The sequence below is a fragment of the Myroides odoratus genome (assembly GCF_965118575.1).
In the GTDB taxonomy this organism is placed as follows: domain Bacteria; phylum Bacteroidota; class Bacteroidia; order Flavobacteriales; family Flavobacteriaceae; genus Flavobacterium; species Flavobacterium odoratum_B.
In genome coordinates this window covers 12995-29978 of the sequence record NZ_CBCPHW010000018.1, presented here as the reverse complement: position 1 = coordinate 29978, position 16984 = coordinate 12995, and the positions used below count along the sequence as shown (strand labels likewise).

Annotated in this window: 16 protein-coding genes; 2 read left to right on the top strand and 14 right to left on the bottom strand. The window is 34.8% G+C overall.

Annotation, left to right across the window (positions count from 1 at the left end; all coding sequences use genetic code 11):
- Window positions 1-2 precede the first annotated feature (2 nt).
- From ACMHJ2_RS14290 to bioB, 8 genes are all read right to left on the bottom strand, one after another.
- Entirely contained in the window at window positions 3-1391 is a 1389-nt protein-coding gene (locus ACMHJ2_RS14290) for a TolC family protein (RefSeq protein ID WP_413513544.1), read from the bottom strand.
- An 84-nt stretch (window positions 1392-1475) separates the two neighbouring features.
- A complete protein-coding gene (locus ACMHJ2_RS14285) occupies window positions 1476-1883 on the bottom strand; it encodes an HYC_CC_PP family protein (protein WP_413513543.1) in 408 nt (135 codons plus the stop codon).
- A 69-nt stretch (window positions 1884-1952) separates the two neighbouring features.
- On the bottom strand, window positions 1953-3095 hold the full coding sequence (locus tag ACMHJ2_RS14280; protein WP_413513542.1) for an HlyD family efflux transporter periplasmic adaptor subunit: 1143 nt from the start codon (window positions 3093-3095) through the stop codon (window positions 1953-1955).
- Between the two features lie 207 nt (window positions 3096-3302).
- Entirely contained in the window at window positions 3303-4058 is a 756-nt protein-coding gene (locus ACMHJ2_RS14275) for a LytR/AlgR family response regulator transcription factor (RefSeq protein WP_413513541.1), read from the bottom strand.
- A gap of 4 nt (window positions 4059-4062) precedes the next feature.
- A complete protein-coding gene (locus ACMHJ2_RS14270; RefSeq protein WP_413513540.1) occupies window positions 4063-5190 on the bottom strand; it encodes a sensor histidine kinase in 1128 nt (375 codons plus the stop codon).
- A gap of 194 nt (window positions 5191-5384) precedes the next feature.
- Entirely contained in the window at window positions 5385-6032 is a 648-nt protein-coding gene (locus ACMHJ2_RS14265) for an RDD family protein (protein ID WP_413513539.1), read from the bottom strand.
- Between the two features lie 86 nt (window positions 6033-6118).
- Window positions 6119-6565 carry a hypothetical protein gene (locus tag ACMHJ2_RS14260; protein WP_413513538.1) on the bottom strand — a complete coding sequence of 149 codons (447 nt, stop codon included), beginning with the start codon at window positions 6563-6565 and terminating at the stop codon, window positions 6119-6121.
- A gap of 613 nt (window positions 6566-7178) precedes the next feature.
- Window positions 7179-8159, bottom strand: a complete 981-nt coding sequence (bioB, locus tag ACMHJ2_RS14255) for a biotin synthase BioB (RefSeq protein WP_413513537.1) — start codon at window positions 8157-8159, stop codon at window positions 7179-7181.
- 626 nt (window positions 8160-8785) lie between these two features.
- Between bioB and ACMHJ2_RS14250 the strand changes: the two genes are divergently transcribed.
- The gene (locus ACMHJ2_RS14250) at window positions 8786-9358 is read left to right on the top strand and encodes a Crp/Fnr family transcriptional regulator (protein ID WP_413513536.1); all 573 of its coding nucleotides are present in this window, start codon (window positions 8786-8788) and stop codon (window positions 9356-9358) included.
- A gap of 113 nt (window positions 9359-9471) precedes the next feature.
- Here the strand turns inward: ACMHJ2_RS14250 and ACMHJ2_RS14245 are convergent, their stop codons facing one another.
- The 6 genes from ACMHJ2_RS14245 to ACMHJ2_RS14220 form a co-directional block, all read right to left on the bottom strand.
- Window positions 9472-9693, bottom strand: a complete 222-nt coding sequence (locus ACMHJ2_RS14245) for a hypothetical protein (RefSeq protein WP_413513535.1) — start codon at window positions 9691-9693, stop codon at window positions 9472-9474.
- Between the two features lie 207 nt (window positions 9694-9900).
- On the bottom strand, window positions 9901-11376 hold the full coding sequence (locus tag ACMHJ2_RS14240; protein ID WP_413513534.1) for a catalase: 1476 nt from the start codon (window positions 11374-11376) through the stop codon (window positions 9901-9903).
- Between the two features lie 420 nt (window positions 11377-11796).
- Complete coding sequence (gene mqo / locus ACMHJ2_RS14235) at window positions 11797-13293, bottom strand: malate dehydrogenase (quinone) (protein WP_413513533.1); 1497 nt, start codon at window positions 13291-13293, stop codon at window positions 11797-11799.
- Window positions 13294-13376: 83 nt separating this feature from the next.
- Window positions 13377-13793 (bottom strand): Holliday junction resolvase RuvX, encoded by a 417-nt coding sequence (gene ruvX, locus ACMHJ2_RS14230; RefSeq protein ID WP_413513532.1) that lies wholly within the window; start codon window positions 13791-13793, stop codon window positions 13377-13379.
- 1 nt (window position 13794) lies between these two features.
- The gene (locus tag ACMHJ2_RS14225) at window positions 13795-14967 is read right to left on the bottom strand and encodes an AIR synthase related protein (protein WP_413513531.1); all 1173 of its coding nucleotides are present in this window, start codon (window positions 14965-14967) and stop codon (window positions 13795-13797) included.
- A 148-nt stretch (window positions 14968-15115) separates the two neighbouring features.
- On the bottom strand, window positions 15116-16240 hold the full coding sequence (locus ACMHJ2_RS14220) for a cysteine desulfurase family protein (protein WP_413513530.1): 1125 nt from the start codon (window positions 16238-16240) through the stop codon (window positions 15116-15118).
- Window positions 16241-16441: 201 nt separating this feature from the next.
- Here ACMHJ2_RS14220 and ACMHJ2_RS14215 point away from each other — a divergent pair, with 201 nt between their 5' ends.
- Window positions 16442-16978 carry a Crp/Fnr family transcriptional regulator gene (locus ACMHJ2_RS14215; RefSeq protein WP_413513529.1) on the top strand — a complete coding sequence of 179 codons (537 nt, stop codon included), beginning with the start codon at window positions 16442-16444 and terminating at the stop codon, window positions 16976-16978.
- Window positions 16979-16984 lie beyond the last annotated feature (6 nt).

Below are 16984 nucleotides of genomic sequence, written 5' to 3'. Positions count from 1 at the left end.
TCTTATTTTAGGGGAATAGCGTTTAAAAAATAGTGAATATCACCAAAAGCAGATGCTTGTAACAATACGGATTGCCATACGTTGTTTTGGGCAATTTCATAGTCAATCTCAGCACGTTGTAAGGTGTACAATGCTTGAGTAAAATCTACTAAATTGCTCAGTCCATTATCATACAGCGCTTTCTGCTGTTTGAAAGCTACATCTGCCGCTTCTAATTGGGTTTTAGCGTGTGTCCAGACAGCTTGAGCATTGATGTATTTTTCATTTGTTAAAGTCACTTGATTTGCAAGTTCTTTATCCATTTGAGCAAATTCATGTTCAAAACTCTTGGTGATGTATTCTTGTTGTTTACGCTTATAAGAAGTTCTAAAAAAATCAGAAATATTCCAAGTTAATTGGAGTCCAACTAAATAATTACTGCGATCAATCCCAACTCCTTCGCTATAAGAGGAAGAATAGGCCGTATTATCTTGTACGTAATTCCATTCAAATCCAGAGCCTCTGCCTTGTAAGACGCCAAATAGATTTAAACTTGGCAAACTGCCTTTTGTCACTAAGCGCTCCATAGATTCACTCTGCGCTATTTTGCTCTCTTGCCATTGTAAGATAGGGTGGTTTTCCCTAGTAAGAAGATTCTCATCCCTTAGAAGAGGTTGATTGTTGACAAATACTTGATCTAAGGCATACTCTTTAGTGTCTTCAGCTAATAAAACGGCTAATTGCTTATTAAATTCGATTTCTTTATCGTATGCTTTAATATGCAGTGTTTCAGCATAGGCTACTTCGGCCTTTGCTAAACGTTCATCAACTTGGGCCAATAAACCACTTTTGGCTTTGGCAGCCGTAACTTCGTGGAATACTCGAGCACGCTCTAAATTCTTTTGTTGTACATACTTAATACGTTGGGAGGCTAGAAGATTTAAATAGGTTACGCTTACCTTTACTTGTTGTTGAAAAATTTCTTGCTCTAAGTCCTTAAGACTAACTTGTTGCTGTTGTTTAGCCATTGTTACTCCCTCTTTTGTCTTTCCAAAAGAGAAAAGAGTCCAATTGATATTGGCAAAGTACAAAGACCCAAAAGTAGCGTTCCAATTTTGTTCAGCTAAAGGCATTGAGGTAGCTGCCGAACCTAATCCTCCATACGCATATAAAGGCCCATTTTGTGCATTTATCGTACCATAACTTTGTTGGGCGCCGAAAGTTAAGTCAGGAAAGTAATTTCCCTTTTTATTCATTGTATTTTCTTGAGAAGCAAAAAGTATTGCTTCTTTAACCTTTATAAGGTCATATTGTTCTATAGCCTGTTTTAATGCAGCATCTAATTTTAGCTCTTGGCCTTGCATAGATACTGTACCAAATAGGACAAACAGGGCTATCCTATTAATTTTCATGTGATTGGAACTGATTAATTATACAATATTTTCTTTCTATGCTATCTCAAAATAGATAGGATAGAAGTTTACTATTGTTTTTAATCAAATTCTATAGACGCAATGCTTGATATACAAAGGGATTTCCTTTGTTTGGTATAGGTAGTATGCATAGGGAATAAACGTCTTTTGAGGTGCAGTTACAAATTCATAAACTGCCCCAAAATAACGATGTAAAATCGCATCTACATAAAACGAAAAAGTAAGATTTTTAAAATTGGACTGCTGTACTTCTGTTTTTACTTGTACAACTTTATCTTCACAGCAGTTCTTTTTAGGATCATTAACTGTTTTTCCTTCTTTTATGCAAAATGCGCACTTCTCTTTTTCTCCTTGCACAGAAGTCATACTTGTTTGCTGCACAAACCCTTTACAGATGTGCTGATATGTACTAAAGCCTGAGGCTAAAAATAAGTACATCAAACTAAGTAGTATGACTAATATTCTCTTCATATATACAGCGAAGGTATCAACTTCTCTTCAAAGGAATATTACATAATTTTTGGAATATGTTGTATAATTTTAGTTCTTCTCTACAAACTTCTCTCCTTCTTTTATTCCTCTTAAATCCCCTACAAGTACGCGATTCCAAGTAGTTACATTGCTATTTTGAACATAGATTTTTCCCTTCTCCTTTTTTACAACATTAACGGGTGTTGCTTCAAGGCGATTTTCTTCGCCTAACGTCCAAATATACGCTGTATCTCCACGCATAAAAAGAGCTCTTTCATCCAAAACTTTGGTGGGAATATTCAAGATGCTGAGTTCCATTTTTTGAATATCGGTTATATTAGGAATAGCGGATACATCAAAAGTTATTCTAATTTTTCCGTCTTCGCTAATTGACTTTTGATTCAATGAAGCAACGACAGAAGCAGGCAGCTGATACGATGAATTATCTTTAAAGATCACTTTGGCTCTTACTTGCGGAAGATGATTTCTAACTAACAAATAGTTTTCACTTGTAACTTCAATTTGAACTACCTTCGACGCGCCACTTTGAATAGTCAAAAGAGGCTGGTTGAGCTCAATGGGTCTACCCGCGCCTACTAAAACTTGTTTTACAATTCCTTCTTTAGGTGCTTTGATTGTAGTTTCTATATATTTAACTGGAGAAGATGTGGTTAACTTATTCTCCTGTCCTTCATACTCAGCTAATTCCTTTTTTGCCTCATTGTATAAAGCATACTGTTTTTCATATTTTTCCTTCGCATCTCCTCCTCCTTCACCGCGATCAATGGCCAATAATTGCTCTAGTTTATCTTTTACATTTTGCTTGGCTACTTTCACTTTTCTATTTACGTTGCCTAAACCAATTGTATCTGCTTTAGCCACTCGTAGCAAGGCTATTTCTTGTCCCATTTCAATGCGACTATTAATATCTACCTTTAATTGCACTAATTCTCCCGCTTTATCTGCGCGAATATACATAGACGGTAGTTGAGCGATTTGTGTGGCATAAACCTGATTAACAACTACAATTTCTTCTGTTGTATTTTGGACCTGTACCCCTTCAGAAGCCAAAGACAACTTTTCTACCGCTGTATCAGTCTCTTTTGTATCTCCTTTGCGTTCATTCATCCCACGAATTCCTACCCAAACCAAAAAAACAATACAGCCCACTGTCATTAGTATTTGTTGCGCTCTAACTTTTGTATTCTTCATAACTCAATTCCAATTAAGAACTACAAATATAAATAACAATCAAACGATTTTAAAGTTCTTTTCTATAAGGTTTGTTTTTATTTTTCTACTGCTCCAATAAAGGAGTAGAACCTGGGGTGTGGATGTTTGCCTACTATTTCTCTTTGCACTTAATTCCCAATAAAACAAATGGATCGGCCAAACTTAAAAAAAGCTATCGAAACAGCCTTATGAATTCAACCAATTTTTAAATAGGGGTGCCTTTTCTCGACTAATAATAATTTCACGTTGTGTGTCGCGTACTAAGGTAACTTTAAGCTTGCCATTATAGTAATTTTGGATATTGGAAATACTGTCAATATTTAAAATATGTTGTCTATTAACTCTAAAAAAAGATAAGGGATCTAATTCTTCTTCTATTTCTTCCATGGTTTGACTAAGGATTAAAGCACTTTTGTCTTTCAATACTAAATGTGTAATCTTCAATTCAGAATAGATATAGTCAATTTCTTCAATTTTAACCGTTTTAAAGCCATCTCTATAAGGAATTAAAAAACGAGATCGATAGGCAATCTCTTTTGGATTTAAACTCCCTAAAATATTTTTAATCGAAGCATTGAGTTCGATTGCATTTAAACGCTTGTATTTCTTTAAAGCTTGAATCAGATCTTGCTCTTGGACGGGTTTCATAAGATAATCTATGCTATTTACTTTAAACGCTTTTAAAGCATATTCATCATAGGAAGTGGTAAAAACAACAGGAATAGTGACTTCTATTTGCTCAAATATTTCAAAACAAAGACCATCCTCCAGTCGTATATCCATAAAGATTAAATCTGGAGAAGAATGATTCCTTAACCAATTCACACAAGCTTGTACACTTTCAACTACATCAAGAACCTGAATATCAGGCTCAATTTGATACAAAAGACGCCTAAGTTTATTTGCATTTCTTTCTTCGTCTTCAACAATTAATACCTTCATTGCCTTATTTTATTTGATTTGTGAACATTATATCTCTTACAGCTAACAATGGCAATTTTACAATAAATTCTATTTCATTGTGTTCTATTTGAACCTCTAATTGACTCAACAAACGATACCGATCAATAATATTAGTCAGTCCCACTTTGGAAGAAGGTAACTCTACCACCAATTTTTGCAAATTATTGCGAACAATTACATATTGATCAACCACTTGAATATGAATATACAAAGGCGAATCTTTAGAAGCGGTATTGTGTTTTACGGCATTTTCAACTAAGAGTTGCAAAGCAATAGGTGCTACAGCATTGGTATGTTGAACGGAGTCTGGGATATCAATATTCAAATTAACTTTACGCCCCATCCTTTCTTTAATCAAATAAAAATACGATTCTACAAAACTTAGTTCCTCTTTTAAGCTAATCGAGTTTTTACGCGCATTGGAGAGCATATAGCGATAAACCAAAGCTAAGTGATCAATAAACTTGACCGCTACTTGCTGGTTTTCCACAACTAATTCAGATAACGTACTAAAATTATTAAAGAGAAAATGGGGGTCTAATTGCATTTTCAAGGCTTCCAATTCCGCTTGACTGGCAATGCGCTCCAATTGTTCGGCTTTCAATTTCAGACCCGCTGCATCCAGCATTGAATTATTCCAATTTTTGATTAAGAAATATCCGGTGTGAATGACACTGATAAAAATTCCCGTATTAATACTAATCAACAGGGATTGCCAAATATCAATCTTAGCTTCCAAATCCAATACTTCTCCAGTCTTGAAGGGAGGCCAAACGAGATAGGCAATATTCAATAGGCAATACACAATAAAAATAAACAGAACCAATAAGAGTAGTTGAATAATCACACGCCATGCTGCGAATGTATTCCAGGGTAATGCCTTATTCAAAACATGGCTCAATCGCAAGCTTATTTCACTTATTAGCGTACAATACACCAAAATCATGCTACCCGATTGCCAAAGTCCAGCTTGATCAATTGTGTCATACCATTCTGGATCATAAGGATTCAACAGAAAATGAGAAAAAAGGTATAACCCAAAAACAGCAGGAATTACTATCAGCCGATAATGCTTTGTAAATAAAGACTGTTCTGTATTATTATTTTTCATTCTCTCTAGTTATCTTGTCAAAAATAAAAACCGCATTGCTGTTCTGTTGGGATTTTTTACTCAAAATGAAGAATCGCACGTTGAATTGTACAAATGTACTACTGTATCTTTAATTTACTAGGTAAGGTATATAAAAGCCTTTAAAAAAATTGCAAAAAAAAAGCTAGCAAAAAGGCTAGCTTCTATTTTTAGATTTAAAAGTTGTATTTTCTTCTTCCAATTTCTTTCACAACGATTGTTTTAGCAACACTATCGTGTAAGGTTTGTTTTTTAGCACTTCCAAAAAACAGGAAATACCCAATTCCGAATATGAAGCCTGAAATAATTGACATAAAAAATCGGCCGGTAGCTTGTCCAAAATCAATTCGATTTCCTTCGTCACTCAAGCATTTGATATTCATCGCTCTTTGTCCAACGGTAGCTTGTCCATCACTTGAATGTAAAAGTGCATAATACAACCAAGCGCCGATAATAGGAAAAATAATCAAAAAGAAACAAATTAAACGGTCGAGTAAAAAAGCAGCTAAGCGATCTCCAAAACCCGCATATTCATAATAAATTTCTCCTTCAGGTGTAAAGAGTGTAACACGTGCATTATCGGCATGATACACTATATTACCTATTCTTTCTTCTGTCGCATTTGGCTGATATCTTATGGGTTGATGGGATACATCATAGTGCAAAATTAATTGCAATTCTCCTATATACCTTGCCTCTGTCCAATTGGGTAATCCTTCGTACCAAACCAAGGTTTGAATTGTGATTCCCACTTCTGCTACTTCTGCTATCGTAAAAGGACCTAACTTTTGATTGTCTTTAGCAATGAAATATTTTTTTCCCATAGTACTTTATTCTTCCTGTAAACTTACAAAAGCATTCGTGTCCTCCCAACTTTTTTCTAAGCTTTTTCTACTACTTTTCAAGCTTTTTACTTATCAAAAGAAACTAACTCAATAGCACTTAAATCCTCATGGCCAATTACATCTACAATCAAAGAATTGTGCTTTAATTCACGTATTTTAAACTGAAATTTTGGACCAAATGCTTCACTAGATACAACAATTACATTATTGTCTAATACCCATGATCCTTTGTCTTCTTTTAAACTGTATTGATCTACAGCATTAAACGCATTTCCACTTAGTGAAATATGTACCGATGAAACTTGATAGGCCAGCTTTTTAGCACCTTTACATGATTCATTGAAATCAAAATGAGCAACAATCCAATTTTTCTCTAAATTGTCCTCTTTTACCACTTTCATGGATTTGTTCTCCATTTCATTGTTGTTTTCATCACTACTACAACTACTTACTAGCGATCCAAGACTGGCCGCCATCAGGACAGCCAACGTCCATTTTAAAACTTTTTTCATAACATAGTCTATTAAGGGGTTAAACAATAGTTACTTTTAATTTTTGTTTTAAACTAAATACTTTATTGTATATAAATTTAAGAAAAAAAAGTTAACAAACGATTTTTTTATTAATTTTTACAACATAAATCATATTTTAACCTAATTAAGTATTTATATTAAAAATCAATAGTTAAAACAATAAATTAAGTTTCAAAAAGACGTCTTTCTTAGTTATTATTATTTCACAAAAGTATTTGATAAATCATTGTGTAAAACTGACAAATATCATCAGTATTTACGATACTTTACAGCTATTAGAGTAGATTAATTTCTCAAAATACAGCCTACTTAAAATCAAATATTTACAAGCCTATTATTTAAAACAAATCTAAATATTATCATTATATTAACATATTGTTTTTTATTACTCGCCTTGTCTTTTTGCTAACCTATCAATAAACATTTTATAACATAAAGTAATTCCTAGTAAAAATAAACCAAAACTAAAGGGGCTATTAGTTGTGATTATTTACTAAAAATACCCAAACTAAGGATAAATAAAAAAAAAGCTCCTATTTAATAAAAACAGGAACTTTTTTTTTAGCAATTTTAATTATACCCTTTTCTACTACTATTTATCGGCAAAAAAGCAAGGATTAATCCCTAATTTTTGAAATAAGAGTTGGTCTTGACTCCATGCGGGATTCGGTGTAACCAATAGCGTTTGCTCTTCGCCAGCAAAAATGGAATTCGCACCTGCTAAAAAGCACCATCCTTGTTCCGCTTCACTCATTTCTAAACGGCCTGCGCTTAAACGAACCCTAGCTGTAGGCATACTAATACGGGCCGTAGCAATCATTCGAACCATATCCCAACTATCCGTTTTAGGCATTTGTTCTAGGGGTGTACCTTTTACCCTTGCCAACGCATTGATAGGGACTGATTCTGGGTGTTTTTCCATAGTTGCTAAAGTCCATAAGAGCGAAATTCGATCTTGATTGGTTTCTCCTAATCCTATAATACCTCCAGAGCAAACGGTCAACCCTGCTTTTCGAACAGCCTGGATTGTATTTAATCGTTGTTCATACGTTCGGGTTGAAATAACTTCCTTGTAGTGGGATTCTGAGGTATCGATATTGTGATTATACGCATACAAACCGGCTTCTTGCAAGCGTTTGGCTTGGTTCTCGGTCAACATACCCAAGGTACAGCAAACCTCCATATCCAAGGCATTCACTGCTTTTACCATTTCGATTACTTGGTCAAAATCTCGGTTATCTCGAACCTCTCTCCAAGCAGCGGCCATACAAAATCGAGATGAACCATTTGCTTTCGCTTTTTTTGCATGCGCTACAACTGTATCAACATCCAATAAGCGCTGTACTTTGATATCGGTATGATACCGGGCTGCTTGTCCACAATAGGAACAATCCTCAGGACAGCCTCCCGTTTTAATGGATAATAAGGTACTAATTTGAACTTCGTTGGGATTGTGGTATTGCCTGTGAATTGTTGCTGCTTGATAGATTAGCTCCATAATAGGTAAATTGAAAATTTTGCTAATTTCTTCTTTTGTCCAATTGTTTCTAGTTGTCGCTTTACTCTCTTTCATCGTTGCATCTGTTTTTATTAATGAAGCGCCAAAAGTATCATTCCCCTAAAAAAACGAATTCATCCGGTTCTAAAAAAGTGCCTAGACCGGTTGTTGAATACTAGGGGATCAAGTGAAAAAGTTGGTCTCTGTATTTGATGGATTGATTTGGATAGAAGGTATCTACTAGTAGTAACAAACGATGAATAACTGGTGGGATGCTTCACTACACTCAGATGACAGACGAGACGGTTAGTATGGTGGAAACATGCAATAAGGAGGCCTCGTCTTACACAGTAATCGCCAAAAACAAAAAAAGGAAGATCTTTTTTCAAAATCTTCCTTTTTTTTAATCTAACCACACTTTTTGTTTTCAAACTATTGTTAGAAAACCAACACAAAGTTATAGGTATATTAACTATACCCCAACACGATATTGTATACGTAAAAACAGAATATTAATTATCACTTACACACTTCATTTCTGTTTTTACTACTTGTATTACTATCTTGTTTTTGCGTTCATTTTATTTAAATCTATCTTAACGCAACACATCGCTAACATTTAATTCATACATTTGAACAGAGCAAAATTGCCTATTATTTTCAATCTATACTAGGACATTTGTCCTTCTAATGATAAATATATGTTAAGAATAAATCTTGATTTTTTATCCTATGTAGAATCCATGGCGCATAAGGATATTATAGCTGATAAAATCCAATTAATACAATATAACCCCAAAGATATCCTTCTAACCCAAGGCGAGCAAATTACTAAAATAATCGTTATTCGCGAAGGAATAACCAAATGTTTTATTACGGAAGAGAATGGCAAAGAATATATCCCTGAGTTTCTTAGTAGAGGGGAAATAATGGGGGAAATTGAGTATTTGGGCAAAATGCCTTGTTTGTGCTCTGTGGAGGCTCTTTCTTACGTAGAAGCCTATGTGATTCCTTTGTCCATTTTTGATCACTTACTCAAAACAGATATTACCTTCAATAATGTGCTACTATCTGTAGAAGCGCTACGGGTATATCACACCAGCGAAAGAGCTTCGTTTCAACAATTATACACGGTTGAGCACGCTTTAGAAAAGTTAATCGTACTGCAAGAAAAAAATCAAGTCGCTATTTCTAAAGAAGATATGGCCTCTTATTTAGGCATTACTACTAGAACGTTGAATAGAGCGCTAAAAAAGATACAAGGCAACGAGTAAAGCAAGCTTATTTTTAAAATAGTCTTGCTTTACTTAGAAATTAAATCCAAGGGATATTGAATAAATCGAGCTTGTTCAAAGTAATTTTGATACTGTGGAACCGTATTTACATCCTAGGAATTCCAGGGATAATGCACCCCTAGTACACCTCGAAACCCTTTAGCCGCGTTATATTGATATTCTACGCCCGTTAAATACCTAGTTCCAGACATCGATCTAATCTTAATTCCACTGGCAGATGATTTAAAATTTAACCCATAAATGCCAAATTCAGATTTAAAGGTGCTTTTTTCGGTAGGACTCCATTGATAAAACACCGTAGTTCCCACTTTCAATTGCTAGAAGATTTAACGTTGCCACTCATTTGAGTATTATCTACTTTTAAAGTTGAAAATCCAGTAAATAAAGGAACTCCAACATTTTTGTAACGTACTATACCCCATTTATTAACATGAATTTACGCCATAAAACATTATTTTAATCAAAAAAAGCGAACTACATTGAGGTAATTCGCTTTATTATTAGTGGGGCTTTATTTTATTTTACATAAATTGACTTATGTCGACATTTAATCCTTTTGCAATACGCATCCCTAATTCGGCATCTGCTCTAAACCAGTGGCACAATTGACGTAAGATAATCTCATCGCGTTTTTCTCCGCCAATTCCAGCCATAGCCCCCACGATATTATTGACGGTACTTGTTTTAGCTTCTTCAGTCATAAGGCGATATAAGTTTCCAGGCTGTGTAAAGTGATCGTCTTCTTTTACTCCATTTCTATCGTAATAATTCGCCACAACATTTTTCCCTAATTCCATAGGCAGCTCTTTATAGTTTTCATCAATCACCATCGAATCAAAACTATTAGGGTAATAGTTGGGTTCACTTCCCCCATTTCCATCCATGCGCATAGCACCATCTCTTTGATAATTATTCGTTGCAAATGGGCAGCGATTTACAGGTATTTGCTCATAGTTAGCACCTAAGCGATAACGCTGTGCATCCGGATAAGAAAGAATGCGTCCTTGTAGCATTTTATCTGGTGAAAAACCGATTCCATCAACAATATGAGTAGGTGCAAAAGCCGCTTGTTCTACGTCTTGAAAATAGTTTTGTGGGTTTTCATTTAGTTCCAATACGCCAACATCTAGTAAAGGGTACTCTTTATGAGGCCATACTTTCGTAACATCAAAAGGATTTACTTTTGCAGTACGGCTTTCCGCCTCTGTCATCACCTGAATTTTTAAGTTCCATTGTGGAAAATCGCCTTTTTCAATATGTTCAAACAAATCGCGTTGTGCGAAATCCATATCAATGGCTCTCATTCGATCCGCATCAAATCCAGATAAATTTTTAATCCCTTGTACGGTTTTAAAATGAAACTTTACATAAACTAGTTTATTAGCCGCATTAATCATGGAAAAAGTATGGCTACCAAATCCATGCATATGTCTATAGCCCGCGGGTGTACCACGATCAGACATCAAAATCAAAACTTGGTGTAAACTTTCAGGATTTAAAGACCAGAAGTCCCACATCATCGTAGCCGATTTTAAATTCGTCTGTGGATGGCGTTTTTGTGTGTGAATAAAATCACTAAATTTTTTAGCATCTTTAATGAAGAATACGGGGGTATTATTCCCTACTAAATCCCAATTTCCATCTTCCGTATAAAATCGCACGGCAAATCCACGGGGATCTCTTTCAGAATCCGCAGATCCCTTTTCTCCTCCAACGGTTGAAAATCGCAAAAACACTTTGGTTTGTTTTCCAATCTCACCAAATAATTTTGCTTTGGTAAATGACGTAATATCATTGGTTACAGTAAAGGTTCCAAAAGCTCCAGATCCTTTTGCATGAACTACACGCTCGGGAATTCGCTCTCTATTGAAATGCGCCATTTTTTCATGCAAAATATAATCTTGCAATAATATAGGTCCTCTTTCACCTGCTGTCATAGAATTTTCATGTTCTACGTAAGGTCTTCCTGATGCTGTTGTTAATTTTTTCTTTTCCATAGTTGTAGTGTTATCTTGTTATCTTCAATTCAAATATACTAACTATCAAACGCTTACAACTCAAATAGGGATATCTATATATTATAACAAAATAAATAAAATCTATCATTACTATAAAAACAATAAATAAAATTAATACCTAAAAGAAAGGGATGAGCTAATTTCGTATGTTAATTCAATCCAAACCTTGTTGTTTTAGGCAACAATCCTATTTTTTTGAGGCTCAAAAATCCAGTACAAAAGCGGGAATTATGAATCGAAAAGTAAAATCGCAAAAAAGATATTTTTTTAATTCCCTACTAGTACGCTTGATCTGAAAGACCTTACTAGCAAGTGATTATCAAGGGTTTAGCAATTAGTTTTGACAAATAAAAAAGCCCTTTTATCAAATAAAAGGGCTTTTTTATCTATATTTTTTGCTTAATTGTTTGGAAATATCTTCAAAACTTTAGAGCAATTTTCTCTTATTTCAGCAACCATTTCTGGATGTTCATTTAATTTAAGTCCGAAAGAAGGAATCATTTCTTTAAACTTTGCTTGCCAAGCAGGTGAATTAAATTCTGTTGGGAAACAGTTTTTCACCAATTTCAACATAATAGCTGTAGCCGTTGATGCTCCTGGAGAAGCACCTAATAAAGCTGCAATTGAGCCATCTGCTGCGTTTACTACTTCTGTACCAAACTGCAAGATTCCCTTACCGTCTCTATCTCTTTTGATAACCTGCACGCGTTGTCCTGCATGTTCTACTGTCCAATCTTCCTCTTTTGCATCTGGAAAATATTCACGCAAAGCTTCGTATCTGGATTTGTCGGATTGTAAAACTTGACCGATTAAATATTTAGTCAAATCTAAGTTTCTCATTCCTGCACCTAACATCGCACCAATATTATTCAATTCCAAAGATTTGAACAAGTCCATATTAGAGCCTTTTTTCAAGAATTTAGTTGAAAATCCCGCATACGGCCCAAATAAAAGTGAATGTTTACCATCAATAAAACGCGTATCTAAATGGGGTACCGACATAGGAGGAGCACCCACAGATGCTTTTCCATATACTTTTGCCATGTGCTTTCCTACAATTTCAGGGTTGCTACATACCAACCACTCACCACCTACTGGAAAACCACCATACCCTTTACTTTCAGGAATATCAGCTTTTTGCAACAATAAAATCGCTCCACCCCCAGCACCAACAAAAACGAACTTCGCTTTCACTTCTTTGTGATCACCTGTAATTTCATCTTTAGCAGTAACCTTCCATTTATTTCCTTTGCGTTTAATATCCGTTACTTGATGATTGAAATGCAAAGAAACGCCTTCTTCGTTTGTCATATAAGCAAAGAGTTCACGCGTTAATTCACCAAAATTCACATCTGTTCCGATCGGCATATACGTGGCTGCATACACATCGTCCAGTTTTCTTTCTTCCATTAAAAGGGGAGCCCAAGTTTTAATTTGTTCCTCCTCTTTTGAGAATTCCATCCCTTGAAACAAAGGATATTTTTGAAGTTCTTTATATCTATTTTCCAAAAAGTTTACATTTTCTTCCCCCCAAACAAAACTCATATGGGGAACAGAATTGATAAACTTATTCGGATCATTTAGTACTTTTTTATTTACCAAGTATGACCAAAACTGCCTTGACACTTCGAATTGCTCTACAATACTAATCGCTTTTGTAGCATCAATAGAACCGTCGGGTTTTTCTGGTGTGTAGTTTAATTCACAAAATGCAGAGTGTCCTGTACCTGCATTATTCATGGCATCTGAACTCTCAGCTGCGGCGTGATCTAAACGTTCTAAGATTTCTATTTTTAGATTTGGATTTAATTCTTTTAGTAAGATTCCTAGCGTGGCACTCATGATTCCAGCTCCTACTAAAACAACATCAACCTCAGATTTCTGTATACTTGACATTATATCGAATATTTATTTTTACAAAATTAATTTTTATCTACAGGAAAAACAGTTTTTTTTTATTTAATTTTTACAAAAAAGCTCTAAAAGCGATTTTGCGTCATATAATCTTGTAAGATTATTGTAGCAGCAATTTCATCTATTAAGGCTTTATTTTGTCTTTGTTTCTTCTTCAAACCACTATCAATCATGGCCTGAAAGGCCATTTTAGAGGTAAAACGCTCATCAATCCGCTCCACGGGTAGTGTAGGAAAAGTTTTTCTAAAAACTTCAACAAAGGCATTTAAAACGGGTGTTACCTCAGAGGGCTCGTTATTCAATCGCTTGGGTTCACCAATAATTACCTTTTCTACTTTTTCGGTTTGAAAGTAGTTTTTTAAAAAAGACAGCAGTTCCGTTGTATTCACCGTAGTTAAGCCTGATGCAATCAGTTGCAACTCATCGGTTACCGCAATCCCTGTTCTCTTTTGACCAAAATCAATAGCTAATAAACGTCCCATTTTAATAAGTAAATGTTCCGTATGTTGACTGAATCGTTAATTTTTTATCTTCGGAAGCTTCTACGCGACCTACGATTTGTGCTCGCACATTAAAGCTATTCGCGATGGCAATAATGTCTTCTGCAATTGCAGGATTTACATATAATTCCATACGATGCCCACAGTTGAATACTTGATACATCTCTTTCCAATCTGTTTGAGATTGTTCTTGTATCAATTGAAATAAAGGGGGAACTTCAAATAAGTTATCTTTGATAATATGTAGTTGATCTACAAAGTGTAAAACTTTAGTTTGTGCTCCTCCACTACAGTGAATCATACCATGCACATCTTCGGCTTTGTATTGACCTAATAGTGCCTTGATGATAGGGGCATAGGTTCGCGTTGGAGATAAGACCAATTTTCCAGCATTGATTGGCGAATTAGCCACTGCATCTGTAAGGTTTACTTTGCCAGAATACACTAATTCTTCAGGTACAGAAGCATCATAACTTTCTGGATATTTTGTTGCTAAAGCATGATCAAATACATCGTGACGCGCAGAAGTAAGTCCATTACTTCCCATTCCGCCATTGTATTCTTTTTCATACGTAGCTTGTCCAAAAGATTCTAATCCAACAATTACATCTCCCGCTTGAATATTGGCATTGTCAATAACATCACTGCGCTTCATTCTCGCTGTAACAGTTGAATCTACAATTAGGGTACGCACTAAATCTCCTACATCTGCGGTTTCTCCACCGGTTGAATGAATCGTAACACCAAAGGTTTTTAATTCTTGAATTAATTCTTCTGTTCCGTTTATAATAGCTGAAATAACTTCACCTGGAATTACGTTTTTATTACGTCCAATTGTACTAGATAACAAGATATTATCCGTCGCACCCACACACAATAAATCATCAATATTCATGATTAAAGCATCTTGAGCAATCCCTTTCCAAACAGAAATATCTCCTGTTTCTTTCCAGTACATATAAGCTAATGATGATTTTGTTCCTGCTCCATCGGCATGCATAATTAGACAATAGGCCTCATCCCCTGTTAAATAATCGGGAATAATTTTACAAAATGCTTTCGGAAACAAGCCTTTATCTATGTTTTTGATTGCATTGTGTACATCTTCTTTTTCAGCAGAAACTCCGCGAAGTGCGTATCTATTACTTGAACTCATAAATAGTGTGTTGTTTGTGCAAATTTAATGCGAATGTTATTGTAAAACAAAGCTTTTTACATTAACATTTTTTTACCTCTTTTTTGTTTGTTTTTTGAATAAATGGAAAACAAAAAAATCTACTAATTGGAATTAGTAGATTTTTTTCTTAAATTTCTTGTAGAAGCTCAATTAGTCTATCGATATCTTCTTTAGTATTTTCATGACTGAATGACAATCTTAAGCTTGGTTTCTTTAAATCTTCTTCGTCTAAGAACTGTGCCAAAACATGGGAAGGCTTTTGACTTCCTGATTGACATGCACTTCCTCTAGACACAGCAATTCCCTTCATATCCAATTGAAATAACATCATCGCTGCTTTCTCTTGGGTCATGGGCAATAATACATTTAGAATATTGTAAAATCCAATCTTATTTCCGTTGAACTTCACTTCTGGATATACTTCTTGTAAACGCTGTTGACAGTAGGCTTTTATATTGGCGATATACGCACTTTCATCTTCTAATAAATCATAGGCCATCTCCAAGGCTTTTGCCATACCAACTACTTGATGAACCCCTTCAGTTCCCGCGCGTAAGCCTTTTTCTTGTTCGCCACCGTAAATCACTGGTTTTACCACATTTTTTTTGCGTATAAAAGTAAAACCGATTCCCTTAGGTCCATGAAATTTATGTGCACTTGCAACAATAAAATCAATCGGTAAAACCCCTAAATCTAATGTTTTCTTCCCTACGGATTGTACGGTATCACAGTGAAAAAGTGCTTCATGTGCGACACACAAATTCGCTACTTTTTCCAAATCTAACTCTGTACCAACTTCATTATTCACGTGCATTAAACTAACTAGTGTTTTGATCTCATCTTTTAAAAGATCCTCTAACTGTACATAGTCAATCTCACTGGTTGGGTTGATATTTAAAAATACAACCTCAATACCATAGGTTTTCTCTAAGTGTTTGACTGTATTTAAAACGGCATGGTGCTCTAGTTTGGTCGTAATAATTCTCTTTACTCCTAAATCGCGTACAGCAGAAAGCAAAATCCAGTTGTTTCCCTCTGTTCCACATGAAGTAAAAATAATCTCGGAAGAATTTACATTAAATTGTTTCGCAATGGTTTTTCTTGCTCCTTCAATTAACGCTTTCGCATGCCGACCAATTGAATACGTGGATGAGGGATTACCAAAATCATTTCTCAATACTTTCACCATCTCTTCAATTACTTCTGGTCGAACAGAAGTAGTCGCGGCATTATCCAGATATATTTGTTTCATTACGCAATTTAATTATAGCAATTACTACTACTCTCCTTTAAAAAGTAGCTTTAAAAAGTTCTCTTTTTTATTTAATATACAAATGTAGTGAAAACAAAAAAGATAATGTCAAAATCAATTCCCTATTATCATACTATATCGTATATCTTTTTATTTTTAATCCTTTAAAACGTATCTTCCCCTCCTCTAACACCTTTATTGATGGACATCATTACTTCTTTATACACCAACCTCGAACAGGGAAATTACTGGGATGCGACAATCACTTTAAAGCGAAATGAATACCTTACACTCGCCCATAGTATTGACACAAATATCTATTATATTGAAACTGGTAGTTTAAAAATTTCTATTCTACTTGATGATCATGAACATCTTATTCGATTTGGTTACCGCAACAATTTTATCGCAGCTTTGGATAGTTTTATCACGAATAAGCCAACAGAATTTTATATACAAGCACTAAAGAAAACAACAATAAGAGTTATTCACAAAGAACATTACCTTCAATTTATAAACAGCAACAGCAACAATCAGCTGATATGGGAAATGCTTTTACAAAATCTAATCTTACAACAAATGGAACGCGAAAAAGACTTACTTATCAAATCACCTAAAGCGCGATACGAACGTGTTTTAAAAAGAAGTCCGCTTTTATTTCAAGAAATTCCCAACAAATACATTGCTGCATACCTAGGTATGTCCGCAGAAACGCTATCTCGATTAAAAAAATCTTGACTTGAA